The 24,361-nt window shown below is 62.5% G+C and carries 5 protein-coding genes; 4 read left to right on the forward strand and 1 reads right to left on the reverse strand.

The annotated features are described in order from the left end of the window. The first annotated feature begins 76 nt into the window (after window positions 1-76). The 4 genes from ACYZT3_RS09700 to ACYZT3_RS09715 all read left to right on the forward strand — a co-directional run bounded on the left by ACYZT3_RS09700 (window position 77) and on the right by ACYZT3_RS09715 (window position 21,515). On the forward strand, window positions 77-7,993 hold the full coding sequence (locus tag ACYZT3_RS09700; protein ID WP_462032355.1) for an amino acid adenylation domain-containing protein: 7,917 nt from the start codon (window positions 77-79) through the stop codon (window positions 7,991-7,993). After that, on the forward strand, window positions 7,993-19,755 hold the full coding sequence (locus ACYZT3_RS09705) for a non-ribosomal peptide synthase/polyketide synthase (protein ID WP_462031967.1): 11,763 nt from the start codon (window positions 7,993-7,995) through the stop codon (window positions 19,753-19,755). Before ACYZT3_RS09700 ends, ACYZT3_RS09705 begins: the two co-directional genes overlap by 1 nt. 60 nt (window positions 19,756-19,815) lie before the next feature. Then, window positions 19,816-20,772, forward strand: a complete 957-nt coding sequence (locus ACYZT3_RS09710; protein WP_462031968.1) for an alpha/beta hydrolase — start codon at window positions 19,816-19,818, stop codon at window positions 20,770-20,772. 380 nt (window positions 20,773-21,152) lie between these two features. Beyond that, entirely contained in the window at window positions 21,153-21,515 is a 363-nt protein-coding gene (locus ACYZT3_RS09715) for a DUF6124 family protein (protein WP_462031969.1), read from the forward strand. Window positions 21,516-21,701: 186 nt separating this feature from the next. Here the strand turns inward: ACYZT3_RS09715 and ACYZT3_RS09720 are convergent, their stop codons facing one another. Then, window positions 21,702-24,167: a TonB-dependent siderophore receptor gene (locus ACYZT3_RS09720; protein ID WP_462031970.1), complete on the reverse strand. Its 2,466-nt coding sequence runs from the start codon at window positions 24,165-24,167 to the stop codon at window positions 21,702-21,704. Window positions 24,168-24,361: the final 194 nt, after the last annotated feature.

Here is a 24,361-nt window from a genome sequence, read left to right on the forward strand (position 1 = left end):
CAAACTCGACCGCAAGGCCTTGCCGGCGATTGACGGTACCCAGCAACAACGCGAACACGTCGCGCCGCGCACTGCGATGGAAAAATCCCTCGCGGCGATCTGGCAGGACGTGCTGGCCATCGACAATGTCGGTCTTGAAGATAACTTCTTCGAACTGGGCGGTGACTCCATCGTTTCCATGCAAGTGGTCAGCCGCGCGCGTCAGGCCGGGATCGTGTTGAGCCCGAAAGATCTGTTCCAGCACCAGACCCTCCGCAGCCTGGCCCAGGCCGCTCGCAGCGGCGAGCAGCCGTTGATCGACCAAGGTCCGGCCATTGGCGCGGTGGCGCTGGCGCCGGTGCAACAGTGGTTCTTCGAACAAACCATTCCTGAGCGTCAGCACTGGAACCAGTCGCTGCTGCTGGTGCCGCGCGAGGCGTTGAGCGTCGAGGCGCTGGATCGCGCGTTTGAGCAGTTGCTGACTCATCACGACAGCTTGCGTCTGCGCTGCGAGCAGACCGAAAACGGTTGGCAGCAAGCCTACGCGGCGCCGACTACTGAATCGGTGTTGTGGCAGCGTCAGGCGCAATCGGTTGAAGAACTCAATGCCCTGTGCAACGAAGCCCAGCGCAGTCTTGATCTGCAGAACGGCCCGTTGCTGCGCGCACTGCTGGTGGCGATGGCCGACGGCTCGCAACGTTTGCTGCTGGTCATTCATCACCTGGCGGTGGACGGTGTTTCCTGGCGTGTGCTGCTGGAAGATCTTCAGCAGTTCTACAGCGGCAGCCCTGTTTCGCTGGCGAGAACCAGCCCCTATCAACGCTGGGTCGCCCGTCTGCACGATCATCTTCCAGCCTTTGAAAACAGCCTCGGTCACTGGCAGGCCCAACTGCGCGACGCACCGAACGATCTGCCGTGCGACCGTCCAACTGGCGCGCTGGAAAACCGCTTCGAGCAGAAACTCGAACTCAAATTCGACGCCGAGCAAACCCGCAAACTGCTGCAACAGGCCCCGGCGGCCTATCGCACGCAGGTCAACGACCTGTTGCTGACTGCCCTGGCGCGAGCGGTGTGCCGCTGGAGCGGGCAGGGCAGCACGCTGATCCAGCTCGAAGGCCATGGCCGCGAAGACCTGTTCGATGACATCGACCTGACCCGCACCGTGGGTTGGTTCACCAGCCTGTTCCCGGTCAACCTGATGCCTTCCAGCAATCTCGGCGCGTCGATCAAAACCATCAAGGAACAACTGCGTGTCGTGCCGGACAAAGGTCTCGGCTACGGCGCATTGCGTTACCTCGGCACTCCGGCGATGCGCGCCGAACTGGCGGCGTTGCCGCAACCACGTATCACCTTCAATTACCTGGGGCAGTTCGACCGTCAGTTCGACGAGGGCGCGATGTTCGTGCCGTCCACCGAAGGCAACGGTGTGGCCCAAGACACCTCAGCGCCATTGGGCAACTGGCTGACGGTTGAAGGCCAGGTTTACGGCGGCGAGTTGTCGCTGAGCTGGGGCTTCAGCCGTGAGATGTTCGACAGCGCAACCATCCAGCGTCTGGCGGACGATTACGCACTGGAACTCAACGCGCTGATCGAGCACTGCTGCACGCTTGAGGAAAGCCAGGCCACACCGTCGGACTTCCCGTTGTCGCGCATCAGTCAGGCGCAACTCGACGCATTGCCGGTCGCTGTCTCGACCCTCGAAGACCTTTATCCACTGTCGCCGATGCAGCAGGGCATGCTGTTCCACACCCTGTACGAACCCGAAGTCGGCGCCTACATCAGCCAGTTGCGTTTGGACATCCAGGGCCTCGATCCCGTGCGATTCGCTCAGGCCTGGCAGACCGCGCTGGAGCGTCACGATATTTTGCGCAGCAGTTTCCACTGGCAGGGCCTCGACACCGCGCATCAGGCGATTGTCCGCCAAGTGGCGCTGCCGCTTGAAGTGCTTGAAGCGACCGACACCGATGCGCTGGGCGACACCGAGCGTGCTCAAGGTTTTGAATTGGGCACTGCGCCGCTGTTCCGTTTGAAGCTGGTCCGCACGGGCGTCAATGACTGGCACCTGATCTACACCAGCCATCACATTTTGATGGACGGCTGGAGCAACGCGCAGTTGCTCGCCGAAGTGATCCAGCACTACGCCGCCGAGCAGTCGCTGCCAGCGCCGATCGGACAATACCGCGACTATCTGGGCTGGTTGCAGCAGCAATCCGCCGTCGCTGGCGAGCAGTTCTGGAAAACCGCGTTGGCACCGCTGCAAGCACCAACGTTGCTGGCCGAAGCCTTGCGGCCACCGGTAGGCGCCGAAGGTAACGAGGAATATCGCGCAGCACTCGACAGCCGCGCGACCCAGCGTCTGGCCGAGTTTGCCCGCCAGCAGAAAGTCACCCTTAACACCCTGCTGCAAGCGGCCTGGAGCCTGTTGCTGCAACGCTACACCGGCCAGGATTGCGTGGTCTTCGGTGCCACGGTCGCCGGTCGATCCGCGCCGCTGCCGGGGATCGAAGAGCAGCTTGGGCTGTTCATCAACACGTTGCCGCTGGTCTGCGCGATGAAGCCGGATCAAACCGTCAGTCAGTGGCTGAGCGAGTTGCAAGGGCTGAACCTGGCCATGCGCGAGTTCGAGCATGTGCCGCTTTACGACATTCAGGGCTGGGCGGGGCAGCAGGCTTCGGCGCTGTTCGACAGCCTGCTGGTGTTCGAAAACTTCCCGGTGGCCGAAGCGCTGAAACAGGGCGCGCCGGCCGGGCTGTCGTTCGGCAACCTGCACAACCACGAGCGCACGCACTATCCGCTGACGCTGGGCATCGAACTGGGCGAAGGCCTGAGCCTGGACTTCAGCTACGACGCGGCGCGGTTCAGTGCCGCTCAGGTCACTGAGTTGTCGGCCAATTTTCAGCACCTGCTGGCGCAATGGGTGGCGCTGCCGGACGCGGCATTGGGCGCGCTGGAGTTACTCGATGAGGCCGGAAAAAATGCGGTGCTCGCGGTCAGCCAACCGGCTGCAGTTGAGTTATCCACAACACTTTTGGCGCACGAACAAATCGCGGCTCAGGCCGCAGCCACCCCGTACGCGGTGGCGTTGCAGGTGGGCGGTCAGTCGTTGAGCTACGGCCAGTTGAACGCTCAGGCCAACCGCTTGGCCCATCGCCTGATCGACAACGGCGTCGGCCCAGGCTCGCGTGTCGGTCTGGCGCTGCATCGTGGTCCGCAACTGATCGTCAGCCTGCTGGCGGTACTCAAAGCCGGCGCGGCCTATGTGCCTTTGGACCCGAAATACCCGACCGAACGCCTGACGTACATGATCGACGACAGCCGTCTCGATGTGCTGCTGTGCGAGTCCGGTGTGCTGGAAGATGTGCCCGGCGTGCGACGTCTCAGCCTTGAAGACAGCACCGACTACCCCGACAGCAATCCGCAAAACCATGCGGTCGCCGACAATCTGGCCTACGTCATCTACACCTCCGGTTCCACCGGTCAACCCAAAGGCGTGGCCATCGCCCATGCCGCGCTGCGCGAGTTCTGCCAGACCGCCGCCAACTATTCAGTACTGTCGGCGTCCGACCGCGTGTTGCAGTTCGCGACCTTCAGCTTCGATGGCTTCGTCGAGCAGTGCTTCCCGGCGCTGTGCGTCGGCGCGGCGTTGATCATGCGCGGCGATGACGTGTGGGATGCCGGCCGACTCGCCGCCGAAATCGTTCAGCAGGGCGTGACCGTGGCGGACTTGCCGGCCGCTTACTGGTACTTGCTGGCCCGCGAATGTGCGAGCGGCGCGGTGAGCAACCTGGGTGATTTGCGCCAGGTTCACGTTGGCGGCGAAGCGATGTCGGTCGAAGGTCTGCGCTTGTGGCACCAGGCCGGTTTGACCCACGTGCGTTTGCTCAACACCTACGGCCCGACTGAGGCGACGGTGGTGTCCAGCGTTCATCAATGCCGTCTCGACGATGCCAGCGACGCGTTTGGCATCCCGATTGGTCGAGCCATCGCAGGTCGGGCGCTGTACGTGCTGGACGCGGCCGGTCAATTGTTGCCAAACGGTGGCGTCGGCGAATTGTGCATCGGTGCTCCGGCCAGCCTGGCGCAAAGCTACTTTGATCGCCCGGTACTGACCGCCGAGCGTTTCCTGCCAGACCCGTTTGCCCGTGAGCCGGGCGCGCGTTTGTACCGCAGCGGTGATTTGGCGCGTTACAACGCTGAAGGGAATCTGGAATACGTCGGCCGCATTGACCATCAAGTGAAGATTCGCGGCTTCCGCATTGAAATGGGCGAGATCGAAGCCTGCCTGCAAGCTCGGGAGGAGGTGCGCGAAGCCGCCGTCATTGCTCAGGACGGGACGCAACTGGTGGCGTATATCGTGGCCAGCGGCGCGGTGATTTCTCAGGCTGATTATCTGGAAGAACTCAAAGCAGTTTTACGCCAGTCGTTGCCGGAATACATGGTGCCGAATCACCTGATCCTGCTGCCGAAACTGCCGCTCAACAACAACGGCAAACTCGACCGCAAAGCCTTGCCGCGTGCGGCAGCCGCCGATGCACAACGGGCGTTCGTGGCGCCGGCCGAAGGGCTTGAAGCGCAACTGGCGCTGATCTGGCAGGAGGTGTTGCAGGTCAAGCAAGTGGGTCGCGACGACAACTTCTTCGAGTTGGGCGGGCACTCGTTGCTGGTGCTTCAAGTGATCTCCCGTGTGCGTCAGCAACTGCAACTTGAACTGTCCGTGAGCAGCCTGTTCTCCGCCGCCAATCTGGCGCAATTCGCCGAGCGTGCCGCACTGTCGAACGTCAGCGGCCAACCGGTGCTGCAACGTGCAACGGTCGATCAGCCGCAGATCCTGTCGTACGCCCAACAGCGCCAATGGATTCTCTGGCAGCTGGACCCACAGAGTCCGGCCTACAACATTCCCGCCGCGCTGCGCCTCAAGGGATCGCTGAATCACGACGCCCTGCGCGAAGCCTTCGCCCAGTTACAGGCCCGTCATCAAACTCTGCGCACGACCTTTGAACAGGATGGTCAACAGGCGCGTCCGGTGCTGCACGACACTCTGGCGCTGCAACTGGATGAACGCACACTCGATCAGTCGTCGATCGACAATGCCGTGGCCGAAGAAATCGCCCGTCCGTTCGACCTGCGCAACGGTCCGCTGTGGCGCGTGTTGCTGTTGCAAGTGAACACCGACGAACACGTGCTGGTGCTCACCGTGCATCACATCGCCGCCGATGGCTGGTCGATGCAGATCATGGTCGATGAATTCAGCGCGCTGTATCAGGCCGCCGTCGAAGGGCATCTGGCAAACCTGTCCAACCTGCCGGTGAACTACAGCGACTACGCCCGTTGGCAGCGTGACTGGCTGGAGGCCGGGGAGGGCGCACGCCAACTGACGTGGTGGAGCGAGCAACTGGCGGGCAGCCAGGCACCGCTTGAGTTGCCAAGTGAACTGAGCCGTCCGGCCCGTCGCACCGAGCGTGGTGCCAGCCTGGCGCTGAACGTTGATCGCGAGTTGCTGGCCGGTTTGCGCCAACGCGCCCAGGAACAACAGGTGACGTTGTTCATGGTGTTGCTGGCAAGTTTCCAGACCTTGCTGCATCGCCAGAGCGGGCAGTCGAGCATCAGTGTCGGCGTGCCGAGCGCCGGTCGTTCGCGCCTCGAAACCGAAGGCCTGATCGGCTTCTTCATCAACACTCAAGTGCTGCGTGCCGAGATCGACGGGCAGCAGACGTTCAGCACCTTGCTGCAACAGGTTAAACAGGTAGCACTTGGCGCGCAGGCCAATCAAGACGTGCCGTTCGAGCAGTTGGTCGACGCCTTACAGCCTGAACGCAGCCTCAATCACAGCCCATTGTTCCAGGTGCTCTACAACCATCAACAGCAATTGGGTGCCAGTGTCGAGCGCACGGTTGCCGACTTGCAGGTCGAGCGTCTGCACTGGCAGCAACACACCACGCAATTCGATCTGGTGCTCGACACTCAAGAGCAGGGTGAAGCGCTGGACGCCAGCCTGACCTACGCCACTGATGTGTACGATGAGGCTTCGATGAAGCGCCTCGCCGAGCAGTGGCTGAACCTACTGCGAGCGGTGGTCGCGGATCCGCAGCAGCGGGTGGCGGAACTGCCAATAATTGACCGGCTGCAACGGGAGGCTTTGGCGCAGCACTGGAACCCAACGTTCCAGGCGCAACCGCCGTCGCCCACCTTGCACCACTTGTTCGAAGCCCAGGCTGCCGAGCGGCCGAACGCAATCGCCTTGGTCTACGAAGGCGAGCAACTGACCTACGCCGCACTCAACGCTCAGGCCAATCGACTGGCGCGCAAACTGCGTGAGCAGGGCGTCGGGCCAGAGGTGCGGGTCGGCATTGCCACCGAGCGGGCGATGCCGCTGGTGGTGGGCTTGCTGGCGATTCTCAAGGCCGGCGGCGCCTACGTGCCGCTGGACCCGCATTACCCGGCCGAGCGCTTGAGCTACATGATCGAAGACAGCGGCATCACGCTGCTGCTGACCCAGCAACACCTGATCGACGGTTTGCCGTCCCGCGACGGTGTGCAAGTGTTGAGCCTGGAGTCGTTGCAACTGGATGGCTACAGCGCCGACAACTTGCCGGCACTGGCGACCCCGGAAAATCTCGCCTACGTGATCCACACCTCTGGCTCCACCGGCCGGCCGAAGGGTGCCTTGCTCAGCCACGGCAACGTCGGGCGCCTGCTCACGGCCACCGCTGCCGAGTTCAACTTCGGCCCGGACGATGTCTGGACGCTGTTCCATTCCTACGCCTTCGATTTCTCGGTGTGGGAGCTGTTCGGTTCGCTGTGCACTGGCGGGCGTCTGGTGATCGTGCCGTATGACATCAGCCGCGAGCCGCAAGCGTTCCACCGCTTGCTCTGTGATGAGGGCGTGACGGTGTTGAACCAGACCCCGACTGCTTTCCGGCAACTGTTGCCGATTGCCTGCGCCAGCGAGCGAAACCTGGCGTTGCGTCAGGTGATATTCGGCGGCGAAGCCCTCGAAGTCGCGAGCCTACGTCCCTGGTTCGAACGCTTCGGCGACCGCCAGCCAACCTTGGTCAACATGTACGGCATCACCGAAACCACGGTGCACGTGACCTACCGCGCCATCCGCCTGGCCGACCTCGATGGCAAGGCCCAAAGCCCGATTGGCCTGCCGATTCGCGACCTGCGCTGGTACCTGCTCGACAGCCAGTTGCAGCCGGTGCCGGTGGGTGTGGCGGGTGAGCTGTACATCGCCGGCGCCGGTCTGGCGCGCGGTTATCACGGACGTTACGGCCTGACCGCCGAGCGCTTTGTGCCGAGCCCGTTCGAGGCCTCCCAGCGCCTCTATCGCAGCGGCGACCTGGCGCGTCAGCGTGCCGACGGCAGCATCGATTACCTCGGACGGATCGACCAGCAAGTGAAGATTCGCGGTTTCCGCATTGAGCTGGGTGAAATTGAAGCCGCGTTGCTGGTGCAGCCGGGCGTGCGCCAAGCGGTACTGAGCGTGCATGCAGGCGACGGCGGCCCGCAGCTGTGCGCTTACGTGGTGGCCGAGCAAACCCCGCACGACCCGATCGCCTGGCGCGACAATCTGCGCGCCGCGCTCAAGGTTGATCTGCCGGATTACATGGTGCCGAGCCACTGGTTGCTGCTCGATGCCTTGCCGCTGACCGGCAACGGCAAGCTCGACCGCAAGGCCTTGCCGGTGCCCGATGCCGAGGAATGGCAGCGACCGTTCGAGGCCCCCGAAGGCGATCTCGAACGACAACTGGCAGACATCTGGGCCAGCGTGCTGGGCGTGGCGCAGATCGGTCGGCGCGACAACTTCTTTGAACTGGGCGGGCATTCGCTGCTCGCCGCCCAGGCCAGTGCCCGTGTGGAACTGGAACTGGGCATCGAGCTGCCGCTGCGCGCGCTGTTCGAATCCACCGACCTTCAGGCTTATGCCGCCATGGCCGGGCAACACGCCCCGGCTGACAACGATGCACGTCTTGATGCGCTTGAGTCGCTTCTCGACGAGATGGAGATCAACTGATGGAACACACCACTGCCCAGCGTATCGCCACTCGCTTCGCCGGCCTGCCTGCTGACAAGCGCCGCGAGTTTCTGCAACGCATGCAAGAGCAGGGTGTGAGCTTCGGGCAACTGCCGATTCCGCCGGCTGCCGAGCCGCAAACGACCTTCGAACTGTCGTACGCGCAGCAGCGCCAATGGTTCCTCTGGCAGCTTGATCCGCAGAGCTCGGCGTACAACATTCCGGCCGCATTGCGTTTGCACGGGCCACTGAATGTCGCGGCGTTGCAGCAGAGTTTCGACGTGCTGCTGGAGCGGCATCAGAGCCTGCGCAGCCGTTTCGTCGAAGACGACGGTCAGGTGGTGCAGACACTGGCCGAGTTCACGTCGCTGCCGATCGCACAGATCGACCAGCGCGCCGAACCTCAGGAACAGCGCCTCGATCTGGCGATGAAAAGCGTCGAGCACGAGATTGCCCGGCCGTTCGATCTTCAGCACGGTCTGTTGTTGCGGGTCAGCCTGTTGCAACTGGAACGCGACGACCATGTGCTGTTGCTGACACTGCACCACATCGTCACCGATGGCTGGTCGATGGGCGTATTGGTGGAAGAATTTTCCCGGCTCTACGCCGCGCATTGCCAAGGTCAGAACGCAGCGCTGGAAGCGTTGCCGATCCAGTATTCCGATTACGCGATGTGGCAACGCCGCTGGATGGAAGCGGGCGAGCTGGAACGTCAACTCAACTGGTGGCGTGAAACGCTGGGCAGCGAACAACCGCTGCTGGAATTGCCCACCGACCGTCCACGCCCGGCGCGGCCGAGTCAGCGCGGTGCGCGTCTGGATTTCGCCCTCGACGCGACCCTGGCCAGCGGCCTGATGAGCCTGGCCAAACAGCGCGGCGTCACGCCGTTCATGCTGTTGCTGGCGAGCTTCCAGGCGTTGCTCTATCGCTACAGCGGCCAGTCCGATTTGCGCGTTGGCGTGCCGATTGCCAACCGTAATCGTGCGGAAACCCGGGGTCTGATCGGCTTCTTCGTCAACACCCAGGTGATGCGTGCCGAACTCGATGGACGTCTGCCGTTCAGCCAGTTGCTCGACCAGACCCGTGCCGCTTCGCTGGATGCCCAGGCCTATCAAGACTTGCCGTTTGAACGTCTGGTGCAAGCGTTACAAGGTGAACGCAGCCTCAGCCACAGCCCGTTGTTCCAGGTGATGTTCAACCACCAGCAAGCCAAACCGGCGGCGGTCAGCGGTTTGCTCGCAGGCCTGCGCGTCGAAGCACTGAACGCGACGGCGCACACCACGCAATTCGACCTGCAACTGGACACTCAGGAAGAGGGCGACAAGCTGTTCGCCAGCCTGACCTATGCCACCGATCTGTTCGACGCCGAGCGCATCGAACACCTGGCTCGTCACTGGCGCAATCTGTTGGCCGGGGTGCTGGCGAATCCGCAATGCCCGCTCGCCGAGTTGCCACTGCTGGATGCCAACGAGCGTCTGCGCATTCTTGATGACCTCAACGACACCGCTCAGGATTTTCCGGGTGAAGTCTGCGTGCAGCGGCATTTCGAGGCGCGCGTGGCTGAAGACGGTGAAACGACGGCGCTGGTGTTCCAGGGCCAGCGCCTGAGTTACGCCGAGCTGAACCGGCGCGCCAACCGCTTGGCCCATCACTTACGCGCCCAAGGTGTTGGCCCGGAAGTGCTGGTGGGGATTGCCTGCGACCGCTCGTTCGAAATGGTCGTCGGCCTGCTGGCGATTCTCAAGGCCGGTGGCGCTTATGTGCCGCTGGACCCGGAATACCCGCTCGATCGCCTGAGCTACATGATCGAAGACAGCGGCATTTCGTTGTTGCTGACTCAGGAACATCTGCTGGCGCAATTGCCGACGCCGGACAACGTGCGCACCTTATGCCTGCACGCCGAAGGCGATTGGCTGAGCGATTGGCCGGGTACTGATTTACCCAACCTGGCAATCGCTGAAAACCTCGCCTATGTGATTTACACCTCCGGTTCCACCGGTAAACCCAAAGGCGCCGGCAACCGCCATGTGGCGCTGCATAACCGTCTGGAGTGGATGCAGCAAGCCTACAACCTGTTGCCGAGCGACCGCGTGCTGCAAAAAACGCCGTTCAGTTTCGACGTGTCGGTGTGGGAGTTTTTCTGGCCGCTGATGAAGGGCGCAACACTGGTCATTGCCGCGCCTGGCGAGCATCGCGATCCGCAACGCCTCGCTGCGTTGATCGTCGAGCAGGCGATCACCACGCTACACTTCGTGCCGTCGATGCTCTCGGCCTTCATCGGTGCCGACGAGGCGCTGGCCTGCACGTCGTTGCAACGGATCATTTGCAGCGGCGAAGCGCTGCCGGTGGAGCTGCAACGCCAGACCCTGCGCAGCCTGCCGCAAGCCAATCTCTACAATCTGTATGGCCCGACCGAAGCAGCCATCGACGTGACCCATTGGACCTGCGTGGAAGAGGGCCGCGACAGCGTGCCGATCGGTCGGCCGATTGCCAACCTGCGCACCTGCATCCTCGACAGCGAACTGCAGCCGTTGCCACTCGGCGCGGTGGGTGAGTTGTACCTGGGCGGCGTCGGCCTCGCTCGCGGTTACCACCGTCGTGGCGCGCTGACCGCCGAGCGTTTTGTGGTCGACCCGTTTGGCAGCGGCGAGCGCCTGTACCGCACCGGTGACCTGGCGCGTTATCGCGCTGACGGCGCCATCGACTACTGCGGTCGTATCGACCATCAAGTGAAAATTCGCGGTTTGCGCATCGAACTGGGCGAAATCGAAGCGCGTCTGCAAGAGCATGCCGACGTTCAGGAAGCCGTGGTGTTGGCCCTCGACGGACCGAGCGGCAAGCAATTGGTCGCGTACATCGTGCCGCAGGATCGCGCATTGGTCAGCGTCGATGCAGAGCAACAAGGCGCGTGGCGCGAAACCCTGAAAAGCCATTTGCTGGCGAGCCTGCCGGATTACATGGTGCCGGCGCAGACTGTGCTGATCGAACAAATGCCGCTGAGTCCGAACGGCAAACTCGACCGCAAACGCCTGCCCGCGCCGACCGCACAGGTCAGCCAACGCGCGTTCGAAGCGCCACGCAGCGAACATGAACAGGTGCTGGCGCAGATCTGGCAGGACGTGTTGGGCGTGGAGCAGGTCGGGCGTCAGGACAACTTCTTCGAACTGGGCGGTGACTCGATCATTTCGATTCAAGTGGTCAGCCGTGCCCGTCGTGCAGGCCTGAGCCTGCAACCGCGCGATCTGTTCCAGCAGCAAACCTTGCAAGCGCTGGCCGCTGTGGTCAAAGAACAAGCGGCACCGCTGGCGCAACAAGGGCCGGTGGACGGTGTGCAAACACTTACGCCGATCCAGCGCTGGTTCTTCGACGAACCGATCCCGCGGCGCGCGCATTGGAACCAGGCGGTGTTGCTGGTGCCGCGCGAAACCCTCGAATTGCCGCGTCTGCAAGCCGCGCTGCAACGTTTGCTCAAGCAGCACGATGCGCTGCGTTTGCGCTTCAGCCAGGTCGACGGTCAATGGTCGGCGCGCTACGTCGGTGCCGACAGCTGCGATGTCATCGACATGCTCTGGACCGCTCGCGTGGCCAGCGATGCCTCGCTGGAAGCGGTGTGCGACGAAGCCCAGCGCAGCCTTAGTTTGCAAGACGGTCCGTTGCTGCGCGTCGCGTTGATCGCCCAGGCTGATGGTTCCCAGCGGTTGCTGTTGGTTATCCACCACTTGGCGGTGGACGGTGTGTCCTGGCGGGTGTTGCTGGAAGATCTGCAGGCGGCTTACCAAGGGCAAGACCTGCCGCCGAAGACCAGCGCCTTCCAGGCCTGGGCCGATAAGCTCGACGCTTATGCGCGCTCCGATGCCGCTGCCAGCGAGCTGGACTGGTGGCAGGCGCACCTTCGCGTCGCGAATGATTCGTTGCCAGCGGCAAATACCGGGGCCAGTCAGGCCGGGCATCTGCGCCAGGGCGTCAGCATCGGTCTGGACCGCGAACAGACCCGCCAGTTGCTGCAACAGGCGCCAGCGATCTACCGCACGCAGGTCAACGACCTGCTGCTGACCGCGCTGGCCCGAACCCTCAGCCGCTGGACCGGCCACGCATCGGCGCTGATTCAGCTCGAAGGCCATGGCCGCGAAGCGCTGTTCGATGACATTGACCTGACCCGCACCGTTGGCTGGTTCTCCAGCTTGTTCCCGGTGCGCCTGACGCCGACCGCCAACCTTTCGGGTTCGATCAAGGCGATCAAGCAGCAATTGCGCGAGATTCCGGTCAAAGGCATGGGCTACGGCCTGTTGCGTTACATGGGTGATGCCGCGACCCAAGCGGCATTGGCCGCGCTGCCGCAAGCGCGCGTGACGTTCAACTACCTTGGGCAGTTCGACCAGAGCTTCGCCGAAGACGCCCTGTTCACCCCGGCTCGCGAATCCAGCGGTGCCGCGCAATCGGCGGACGCACCGTTGCCGAACTGGCTGTCGGTGGACGGCCAGGTGTATGGCGGTGAACTGAAACTCGACTGGACCTTCAGCCGCGAATGCTTTGACCCGCTTGAGATCGAGGCGCTAGCCGCGCAATTCCGCAGCGAGTTGCTGGCGCTGATCGCCCATTGCCTGAGCGATGGCGCGGGCGGCGTGACCCCGGCGGACTTCCCGTTGGCGCGCCTGACTCAAGCGCAACTCGATGGCCTGCCGGTGCCGCCAGCGCAGATCGAGGACCTGTATCCGCTGTCGCCGATGCAGGCCGGTTTGCTGTTCCATAGCTTGTACGAATCCGATTCCGGCGCGTACGTGAACCAGCTCAGCGTCGAAGCGCGAGGTCTCGACGCCGAGCGTTTGGGCCGCGCCTGGCAAGCGGTGCTCGACACCCATCCAATCCTGCGCAGCAGCTTCCACTTCCCCGACGGCTTCGAAGCGCCGGTGCAACTGGTGCATCGTCATCTGCACTTGCCGCTGACCTGCCTCGATTGGTGCAACCGCAGCGATCAAGCCGACGCGCTGGCGCAGTTGATCGACAGTGAGCGCCTGCAACTCGATTCGACCCAGGCGCCGTTGATGCGTTTGACCCTGGTGCGTCTGGACAATGAGCGTCAGCAACTGATCTACACCCACCATCACCTGTTGCTCGATGGCTGGAGTAACTCGCTGCTGTTGAGCGAAGTCTTGCAGCGTTATGCCGGGCAAGAAGTGCAGGCACCGACCGGGCGTTTCGCCGATTACATTGGTTGGCTGCAACGTCAGGATGCCCACGCTGACGAGATCTTCTGGCGCGAGCAACTGGCGACCCTCGACAACCCGACCCTGTTGGCGCAGAGCCTGGCGCATGTCGATCTCAAACAGCAGGCGACGGCAGCGTTCGCCGACCATCGCCAGACCTTCGATGTCGCCACGAGCAAGCGATTCAGTGAGTTTGTCCGTCAGCAAAAAGTCACGCTGAACACCTTGGTCCAAGGTGCCTGGGCACTCTTGCTGCAACGCTACAGCGGTCAACGCAGCGTCGCGTTCGGCGCCACGGTGGCGGGGCGTCCAGTGGACTTGCCGGGCGCCGAAAGCCAGCTCGGCCTGTTCATCAACACCCTGCCGGTGATCAGCACACCGGACGCGGTCGAAAGCGTCGGCCAGTGGCTGACCCGCTTGCAGGCGCAGAACCTGGAATTGCGTGAGCATGAATTCACCGCCCTCGGTGATATTCAGCGTTGGGCCGGACGTGCCGGTGAACCGCTGTTCGACAGTCTGTTGGTGTTCGAAAACTTCCCGGTGGCCGAAGCGCTGCAACAGGGCGCTCCAGCCAGTTTGAGCTTCTCGATCCCGCAGAACCACGAACGCACCAACTTCCCGCTGACGCTGGCGGCCACTGCCGAAAGCCAACTCAGCCTGAACTGGAGCTACCAGTGCGCGCACTTCAGCAGCGAAGCGATTGCCCGCATGAGCGAGCATTTGGCCGCGTTGCTGGCGGCGATGGTTGCCGCGCCACACGCTGCATTGAGTGAACTGGACCTGCTGACTGCGCCGGAACGCGCACAACAGTTGGTGGAGTGGAACCCACCGTTCACCGTGACGGAAAACCCGCTCTGCGTGCATCAGTTGATCGAGGCCCAGGCCGTCGCCCGACCAGACGCCACGGCGCTGATCTTCAACGACCTGGAATTGAGCTTCGACCAACTCAACCGCCGCGCCAACCAATTGGCCCATCGCCTGCGTGCACTGGGCATTGGTCCGGAAGTGCGGGTCGGCCTGGCGATGCAACGCTCGCCGGAGATGATCATTGGCCTGCTGGCGATCCTCAAGGCGGGCGGCGCCTACGTGCCGCTGGACCCGGCGTACCCGGCCGAGCGTCTGCGCTATCTGATGGAAGACAGCGGCATTTTGCTGCTGATCAGCCAATCGTGGCTGCGAGAAAAACTGCCCTTGCCGCAAGGCCTGTCGGTGCTGGAAATCGACCGCGAACCGCTGGCGTTCATGGCGGACACCAACCCGGTCAACCTGACCTGCGGCGAGAACCTCGCGTACCTGATTTACACCTCGGGCTCCACCGGGCGACCAAAAGGCGTCAGCGTGGCTCATGGTCCGTTGGCCATGCATTGCCTGTCGATCGGCGAGTTGTACGGCATGACCCCGGATGATCGCGAGTTGCAATTCGCCTCCATCAGCTTCGACGGCGCTCACGAGCGCTGGCTGACACCGCTGGTGTTCGGTTCGGCAGTGATGCCGCGCGATGACGAGTTGTGGAGCGTGGAGCGCACCTGCGCCGAGATCGAAAAGCACGGCATCACCCTCGCCTGCTTCACCCCGAGTTACCTGCTGCAGATGGCCGATTTCATGGGTGAAGCGGGGCGTGATCTGCCGATCCGTTCCTACACCCCGTGCGGGGAAGGGATGGCCAAGCATGCGTTCGACGAGGTGCAGCAAGTGCTGCAACCGAAGCGCCTGATCAACGGCTATGGCCCGACCGAAACGGTGATCACGCCGCTGATCTGGCTGGCGTATCCAGAGACTGAATTCGACTCGGCGTTCATGCCGATTGGTCGGCCGGTCGGCAACCGCAGCGCCTATATCCTGGACGGTGGCTTGCAGCCGTTGCCGGTTGGCGTGGCGGGCGAGTTGTACCTGGGCGGCGAGGGCGTCGCGCGTGGTTACCATCAACGTCCGGACCTGACCGCTGAACGTTTCGTGCCCGATCCGTTCGTGCCGGGCGCACGTTTGTATCGCAGTGGCGACCTCGCGCGGTTCCGTGCCGATGGTGTCGTTGAGTACCTCGGCCGTATCGACCAGCAAGTGAAGATTCGCGGGTTCCGTATCGAGCTGGGTGAAATCGAAGCCTGCCTGCTTGAACACGAAGGTGTGCGTGAAGCGTTCGTGATCGATCGCGAAGGCCCGGTGAGCCGCCAGTTGGTTGGTTATGTGGTGCCGCGCGATCCGCTCGCTGATGAGCAGGACCTGCGTGAAGCGCTGACGTTGCACCTGCGCAGCCGTCTGCCGGCGCACATGCTGCCGGCGCACTTGATGTGCCTGGCCGCGTTGCCGCTGACGCCGAACGGCAAGCTCGACCGTCAGGGCCTGCCGGCGCCCGAAGCGTCGCGTCAGAACCACGATCAAGTGGCCGCCGCGTCGCCGGTCGAAGCGTTGCTGGTGGAGATCTGGCAAGCGCTGTTGGGGCTGGACTCGGTGGGCGTCACCGAGAATTTCTTCGAACTCGGTGGTGACTCGATCATCTCCCTGCAAGCGGTGAGTCGTGCCGGGCAGCGCGGGCTGGTGTTCAGTCCGAAGCAACTGTTCGAGCAGCAGACCATTCGTGCTCTGGCCGCAGTCGCCAGCAGCCGTGAAGCGGCGTTGATCGAAGCGCCGAAAGTCCCAGCCTTTGCGCTGGTGCCGCACATCGATGTGGCCGCCCGTGAGGGGCTGCAAGACTTGTATCCGCTGTCGCCGATGCAGCAAGGCATGCTGTTCCATTGCCTTGATTCGCCGGAGCTGAACCCCTACGTCAACCAGTTGAGCGTGGCGGTGGACGGCTTGCAGGTGCCGCGTTTTCGCGCGGCCTGGCAAACGCTGGTGGAGCGTCATGAAGTGCTGCGTGCGGCGTTCCGCTGGCGCGATGGTCTGGCCGATCCACTGCAAGCGGTGTTCGCCGACGTCGAGTTGCCGATCGAAGAACTCGACTGGCGCGACCGCACCGACACCGAGCAGGCGCTGAGTGAATTGGCGGCAGCGGAACAAGCCAAAGGCTTCGACCTGAGCTGCCCGCCGTTGATGCGCTTCATTCTGGTGCGTCTGGGCGATGACCGTTACCAGATGATCTGGATTTACCACCACTTGCTGCTGGACGGCTGGAGTGCTTCGCGCCTGTTGGGCGACATGTTGCGCCTGTACCACAACGACAGCCTGCCGACCCTGACTGGTCGATACGCTGACTACATTGCTTGGCTGCAACGTCAGGACGGTGCGCAGGCAGAAGGTTTCTGGCGCGAGCGCCTGGCGTTGCTCGAAGCACCGACCATTCTGGCCAAGGCATCGGGTGCCGCAGGTTCCGGTCATGGCGTGATGTACAGCAACCTCGACGCCGAGGCGACGCGCAAACTGCACAGTTTCGCCAAGCGTCAGCGCGTGACCCTCAACACGCTGGTGCAAGGTGCATGGCTCTTGCTGCTGCAACGCCACAGCGGCCAGCGCAGCGTCGCGTTCGGCGCCACGGTGGCGGGGCGTCCGACGGGACTTGCCGGTGCGCAGGACATGCTCGGCCTGTTCATCAACACCTTGCCGGTGATCCAGACCCTCGATCCGGAGCAACCGTTGGGCGAGTGGTTGCGCGCGTTGCAGGATTACAACCTGATGGTGCGCGACTACGAACACACGCCATTGTCGGACATTCAGCGCTGGGCCGGGCAGGGTGGCCAGGGCTTGTTCGACAGCATCATCGTGTTCGAAAACCATCCGGTGGACCGGGCCTTGAAAGGGGGCGAGGAAGGTGAATTGCGTTTTGCCGAAGTCGGCAGCGGTGGCGTGACCAACTTCCCGATGGACTTGATGGTCAGCGCCAACGAAGAAGGTCTGGAGGTCGAGTACCTGTTCCTGCGTGATCGCTTCAATGAAGTGGAAGTGCAGCGGATTCGCGCGCAGCTTGAAGGGTTGTTGCGTACGTTGCCTGAGGATGCTGCTTGTCTGCTCGGCAACATTGGCTTGCCTGAAGCGCGTTTGAGTTTGCCGCAGGTGTCAGACGACAACGCCGATTTGCTCCACGTCTTCAATCAACATCTGCGCATTCAGCCGCAGAAAATCGCCCTGATCTGCGAGGATCGGGACGTCAGTTATGCCGAGCTTGAGGCGCAGGCCAATGGGTTGGCGCAGCAATTGATCGGTCGTGGTATTGGCCCGGAAAGTCTGGTGGCGGTGGCGTTGCCGCGTTCCGAGCGCACCATCGTTGCGTTCCTCGCGGTGCTCAAGGCCGGGGCGGCTTATCTGCCGCTGGACCTGGCCTACCCGGCCGAGCGACTGGCCTACATGCTCAGCGATTCGGCCGCCAGCCTGTTGCTCTGCGACAGCGATCTGGGTGAACGGTTGACGCTGGCTGATAGCCCGCCGCGCTTGTTGCTCGATCAACTGTCCATTGCCGGCAGCACCGAGTGCCCGGTTTCCAATCCGCTGCCGGGGCACCTTGCGTACCTGATTTACACCTCCGGTTCCACCGGTCAACCGAAGGGCGTGGCCGTGGCGCGAGGACCGATTGCCCGGCATTGCCGAGGCATCATCGAGCGCTACGAATTGGCGCCGCGCAGCCGTGAGTTGCACTTTATGTCGTTCGCTTTTGACGGCGCTCAGGAGCGTTGGCTGAGTGTGCTGTTGGCCGGTGGCAGTCTGGTGATCCGCGATGACAGTGTGTGGACGCCGGAGCAAACCCTGGACGTGCTGCAGCGTCATGGCGTCACCGTGGCCTGCTTCCCGCCGGCGTACCTGCAACAGATGGCCGAAGTGGCTGAACGTCTGGGCAATCCGCCAGCGGTCGAGGTGTATTGCTTTGGCGGTGATGCGGTGCCGGAGGCCAGTTTCGAGCAGGTCAAGCGGGCTCTGCGTCCGCAGCGTCTGATCAACGGTTATGGCCCGACCGAAACCGTGGTCACGCCGCTGTTGTGGCGCGCCGAAGTCAGCGAAACCTGCGACGCGGCCTATGCGCCGATTGGTCGTGGTGTGGCCGGACGTGGGCTCTATGTACTCGACGCCGACCTCAATCCGTTGCCGGTCGGTGTCAGCGGCGAGTTGTACCTGGGTGGCGAATGCCTGGCGCGCGGTTATCACCAGCGTCCCGGCATGAGCGCCGAGCGCTTCATCCCCGATCCGTTCGAGGCCGGTGGCCGCATGTACCGCACAGGCGATCTGGTGCGCCAACGCGAATGCGGGTTGATCGACTATTTAGGGCGGCTTGACCAGCAAGTGAAAATCCGTGGTTTCCGCATCGAACTGGGCGAAATCGAAGCCCGTCTGCGCGACTGCGCCGGGGTGCAGGATGCCGCCGTGGTGGTGCACGAAACGCCGACTGGCAAGCAATTGGTCGGTTACGTGGTGGCTGCCGGCGCTGTAGGCCTTGATCGCCGCTTGAAGGCTGAACTGCAAGCACAACTGCCGGACTACATGGTGCCGGCGCGAATCCTAGTGCTGGAACGCTTCCCACTGTCGGCCAACGGCAAGCTCGACCGTCGCGCGCTACCGGAACCTGAATGGGCGCTCGGCGGTTATCGTGCGCCGCGCAACGCGCTGGAAACGGCGTTGACTGCTATTTGGCAAGAGGTGCTCGGCGTGCCGCAAGTGGGCATCGACGACAACTTCTTCGAACTCGGTGGCGACTCGTTGCAGGTGCTCAAAGTCATCTCGCGGGTGCGCAGTCAGCCGCAACTGGGCTTCGAATTGAAGCTGCGGGATTTGATGCAGAAACCCTGCATCGCCGAACTCAGCGGTTATCAGGCGGCCGAGCCGGCCAAGGCGCCAGACCCATTGCTGGCGCTGAATGCGCGGATCCCCAACGTGCCGGCGCTGTTCTGCCTGCACGCCGGTTTCGGCACGGTGTTCGACTACGAACCGCTGGCCCGCCGACTGGAAGGACGGCGCACGGTGTACGGCGTGCAATGCCGCATGCTGCTCGACCCGCACTGGCAGGACGAGTCGCTGCTGGCCATGGCTCAGGCCTACGCGCAACGGATTCGCAGTCAGCAGGCCAAGGGGCCGTATTACTTGCTGGGTTGGTCGTTGGGCGGCGCGTTGACGCAACTGGTCGCTCACGAACTGGAAACCCAGGGTGAGACGGTGGCGTTTGCCGGGCTGGTCGACAGTTACGTGGCCGGCGCCGCAGAAGCGGGGGACTGGCGCGAGGACCTGGGCGACTTCCTGAAGTTTGTGCTCGGTCTGCCGGCCGATGAGGCTCAAGCGCTGATTGCGCTGAAAGCCGCTGATTTGAATGAACGCGAGGGTTCCACGGCGGTGATCGAGGCGGCCATGCACGGCTCCAATGAACAATCTGCGTTGGGCGCGGGGGAACTCACACAGATCTTCGCCACCGGTTCACGGCTCAAGCAATTGGCCCTGGCGCATCGGCAACTGCCGGCGATTCAGGTCACGGCACATCGCTGGTGGGTGGCCGAGCGCGACGACGAACGCCGAGTGTTCGAGGCTCAGGTTGGTAGCCACGGCGTTGATCGCTTGTTGGCGGGCGGGCACTACGAGTTGCTGCGCGGTGACGAGTTGCTCGACGCGCTTGAAGACTTGCTGGAACGCCGATTGGCGATCATTTGAAAACAGCCGGGTGCTTCACCGCGCCCGGTTATTGACCTATTTGTGTGAAGGATTCGTCCCATGGCTGTGTTGCCAGAACTTGAAGCATTTTTAGAACTCGCCGAGTTCGGCCGGATGACCGGCAAAAGTCGCGCGATGCACGAACTGTCGCCGCAACAGGCGCGGATCGATTTTGAAGCGTCGTCCGGGTTTCTCGATGTGCCGCTGGACAGCGTTTCCTGCGAAGACTTCAGGATTGCTGCGCGTGACGGTCACAGCCTGTCGGCACGGCTTTATCGCGATGGGCACACGGTCGACGGGTTGCAGCCGGTGGTGTTGTATTTCCATGGCGGCGGCTACGTGGTCGGCAGCCTCGATTCCCATGATGCGCTGTGCCGGCGATTGGCGGCACAGGGTGGTTTTGCGTTGTTGACCGTGGGTTATCGCCTGGCACCGGAATGGCGTTTCCCGACGCCGGTGCAGGATGCCTGCGATGCGGGGAACTGGCTGGTCCGCGAAGGCGCGGCGCATGGCCTGGACGCGACGCGAGTGGCCGTGGCCGGTGACAGCGTGGGTGCGACGCTGGCGACGGTGTTGTCGATCATGGCGGTGCGTGAACCTCAGGAACTGGCGTTGAAACCCAAGGCACAATTGCTGGTGTACCCGGTGACGGATGCCACGACGAAACGGGCGTCGCATCGGGATTTCGCCGAGGGTTACTTGCTGGAGACGCCGACGCTGGACTGGTTCTACGGGCATTACGCACGCACGCCTGAGGATTTGGCGGATTGGCGTTGTTCGCCGTTGCTGGCGGCGGATCTGTCAGGTGTGGCGCCGGCGTTGGTGTATTTGGCCGGACATGATCCGTTGCATGACGAAGGGTTGGCGTATGCCGAGCTGTTGCGTGCCGCCGGTAACGACGTGTCGTTGCTGGAACAGCCAGGGATGACCCATGACTTTTTGCGCATGGCGGGGTTGTTGGGGGAGGTTGAGGGGATTCAAGCGGAAGTGGCGGGGTGGGTGCGTTCGCGGCTGTGATCTGAAGTCTGGCTCAGATCGTTAAACGTCGTTTGATCGCGCTTGTTTAATTCCCCGCAGCGTTACTTCATGAAAGCTACAACGCCTTGCGTCGTTGCCTACAGTTACGCCAGAATCCGCCGGCTTGTGCGCCTTGGGGCCGGCCGGTAACTTGGTTCCCGTCACTGATTGTCAGTGATCGGGTTTAGTAGCCCGCAGTCCCCACCATCGGTTGCATAAGCGTCATTCAGTCAGGTTCACCTGCACTTAATGGTGGCTGTGCGCATGGCGTCCTCGGACGCGCCGGGTTTGGTGGGTGTTACCGGTCTACTAACTTGCGCACAGCCGCCACCCTTTCGTGTAGTAGCGGAATGGGTGTGGCCCTATGAGGAACACCACCAATGTTCAAACCTACACCGAATCCACCAGACACCGATCCAGCATCCCCGCACGAAAGCCCTGCTTCAAAAAAACGCCACGAAGCCGCCGACCGCGCCCTCGATTACCACCTCCACCCTGCCGCTTTCATCCACGTCACCCCGCGCAAACTCAGCACCATGTTCACCGTCAACCCGGAGCTCGATACCGAAACCCTGCTGGCCCATGCGTGCGAGTCGCTGGCCTCGGCCAATGTCATGGCCATGGACCTGGCGGACCATATGGATGGGCCGAGTCGAAATTCCCTGTTGGGCATTGCGCAAGTCATCATGCTGGGCGAGCTGGCGGTGAACCGGGCGCTGGATAGACTCGATCAACCTGAATAGTTGACACCTGATCGTTCCCACGCTCTGCGTGGAAATGCCGCCAGGGACGCTCCGCGTTCCGCTTCTGAAGGTGACGCAGAGCGTCACGGGATGCATTCCCACGCGGAGCATGGGAACGATCATGGAGTAGCCATAAAAAATGCCCGTATCTCACGACACGGGCATTTTTCATTTCAGCTCAGCAACTCAGAAATCATACTTCGCGGTGAGCTGCAGGTTGCGTGGCTCGCCGTAGAACGTGGTATCGAAGTTGCCAAGGCCCGTCAGGTATCGCTTGTCGAAGACGTTGTTGGCGTTGACGGTGAAGCTCAGGTGTTCGTCGAACTGATAACGGGTCATCAAATCCACGAGGGTGTAGCCGCCTTGCTTGATCTGGGTGTAGTCGCCCACGCTGGAGCTGTAGATCTTGCCGTAGTAGGCACTCTGCCAGCTGACGCCGCCACCGACGGTGAACGGGTTCAGGACGCCCGGCAGACGGTAAGTCGTGAATGTACGCACGACGTGTTCCGGCCGGGTGGTGGACAGCGGGTATCCGAAGATACGTTGCTCGTCCTGGTCACGGGTACGGGCGTAGGTGTAGCCGGCGGACAGGTTCCAGCCTTCGGCCAGTTCGCCCGCCAGTTCCAGTTCCACGCCTTTGGTGGTAGCGCCGTCGATGGCTTTGTAAATGCCTTCGTTGGTGACCGGGTTGGTGCCGATCGATTCGGCGACGTTGTCCTGCTCAATGCGGAAGAAGGCCAGGCTGGCGTTCAGTTTGCCTTCGAAGTAGGCCGCTTTCAGACCGGTTTCGTAGGCGCTGCCTTCAACCGGTGCCAGGGTCGAACCGTTGGCGTCCTTGTAGATTTGTGGCTGGTAGATAGTGGTGTAGCTGGCGTAGGCCGAGTACGTGTCGTTCAGGTCATAGACCACGCCGGCGTACGGTGTGACGACGCCGTGTTCCTTGTAGCTGGCGTGAGTGTCGGAGAGGGTGCCACCCGGAGTGTAGGAGTAATCCTCGTTGTACTTGAAGGTGCTCAGACGGCTGCCGAGGATGAACGACAGGTCGTCGGTCGGACGCAGGCGCGTGGCCAGGTAAATACCGTTTTGGCTTTGGGTGCGTTCGTATTTGCCGTTTTTCGGGAACTCCTGTTTCGGCAGATTGCCTTCCCAGTCATAGATGCTACCCGGCACCAGTTGGAAAGCGCTGGAGTCGTAAGTCGAGCCGGTCTGGCGCGAGTGCGATGCCATGACACCGGCAACCACTTCGTGTTCGCGACCGCCGAGGGTGAACGGGCCGGAGACGTTGACGTCAGCGGTGTTCTGCACGCGATGGCCTTCCCAGCGACCCCAGTAAAGGAACATGCCTTCACCGGTGGCGCGGTCCGGGCTGCCGCCGCTGGCCGAGGCCAGTTGGGTATCGTGATCGGTGGTTTTCTGGTCCAGGCTGAGTTTGAGTTTCCAGTCATTGGCCAGCGCTTGTTCCAGCGATGCGAAGTAGGTGGTGCTGTCGAAATCACGACGGCTCCAGTCGGCGCCGGAGTTGAAACTGCGAGAGAAGTCGGTACGGCCGCCATCGGCGAAGTAGGTAGGGTTACCTGTCCAGGATGTACCGCGCGGGGTGGCGCTGGATTTGTCGATGCCGAAGGTCAGCAGGGTGTCGTCCGTGAGGTCGGCTTCGAGGACGCCATAAAACAGGTCTTTTTTCTGGCTGTAATGATCCAGGTAAGAGTTGGCGTCCTGATAAGTGCTCACGAAGCGACCGCGCACGTTGCCGGAATCGGTCAGCGAGCCGGAAATGTCGCCTTCTGCGCGGTATTTATCCCACGAGCCGGCGGCGGCGCTGACCGAGGCCTTGAATTCCTTGGTCGGCTTCTTGCGGATCAGGTTGACCGTGGCGGAAGGGTCGCCGGTGCCGGTCATCAGGCCGGTAGCACCTTTAATGACTTCGATGTGGTCCAGGCTGGCAGCGTCGTCGCTGTTGTTCGGGTTTTCACCGTAAACACCGTCGTAGAGGGTGTTGACGCCATCGTACTGAAAGTTGGTGATGGCCTGGCCACGGGCGGAAAACTCGGTACGGTCGCTGTCGTACTTCTGCGACGTGATGCCGGGGGTGTTGCGCAATACGTCACCGACGCTTTTGGCGCCGCGATCGTCCATCTGCTGACGCGTCACCACGGTTACCGATTGCGGTGTTTCACGCAGGGTCAACGGCAGCTTGGTCGCGGTGGTGGTCGCGCCGGTGGTGTAAGAACCGGTGTCTTCGGTGGTCAGGCCCAGGGCCTGGCCGGAAATGGTGGTCGCGCCCAGTTGCAGGCTCGAGGAACCGCCGGACACCAGGGTGACGCTGTTGCCGTTGATCTGGAACGCGATGCCGGTGCCTTGCAGCAGGGCCTTCAGGGCGTCGGACGGTTCCAGCGAACCGGACACCGCGCGGGACTTGATGCCTGCAACCTGGTCCGGGCTGTAGAGGATCTGCAGATTGGTCTGCATGCCCAGCTCGGTCAGCGCGTTGGAAAGCGATTGACCTGCAATGTTCACTTTCACAGGTGCAGCATTGGCCATCGAGCTCCCCAGCAAGGTGGCGGTCAGCAATACGCTAGTGAACAGGGTGCGATGCAAAGTCGGGCGCTGTACGGCCAGCGCGAGAGGTGTGCGGCGTGTTTGAGGTCGCATTACTTACCTGAGCTCCAGAAAAAGAGTTGTGCAGAGTTTTTGTTAATAGGAATGATTATTAGACGCAGCACGAACGAAAAACCGGAAAGAAACCGGAAAAATAAATGTCGAAAGGTGGTTGTAGGAGCCAGGCTTGCCGGCGAAGGCGTCCTCAAGATCGCTTTCGCCGGCAAGTCGGATCGCCGCACCGCTGG

The organism is Pseudomonas sp. MDT1-16 (assembly GCF_054898115.1).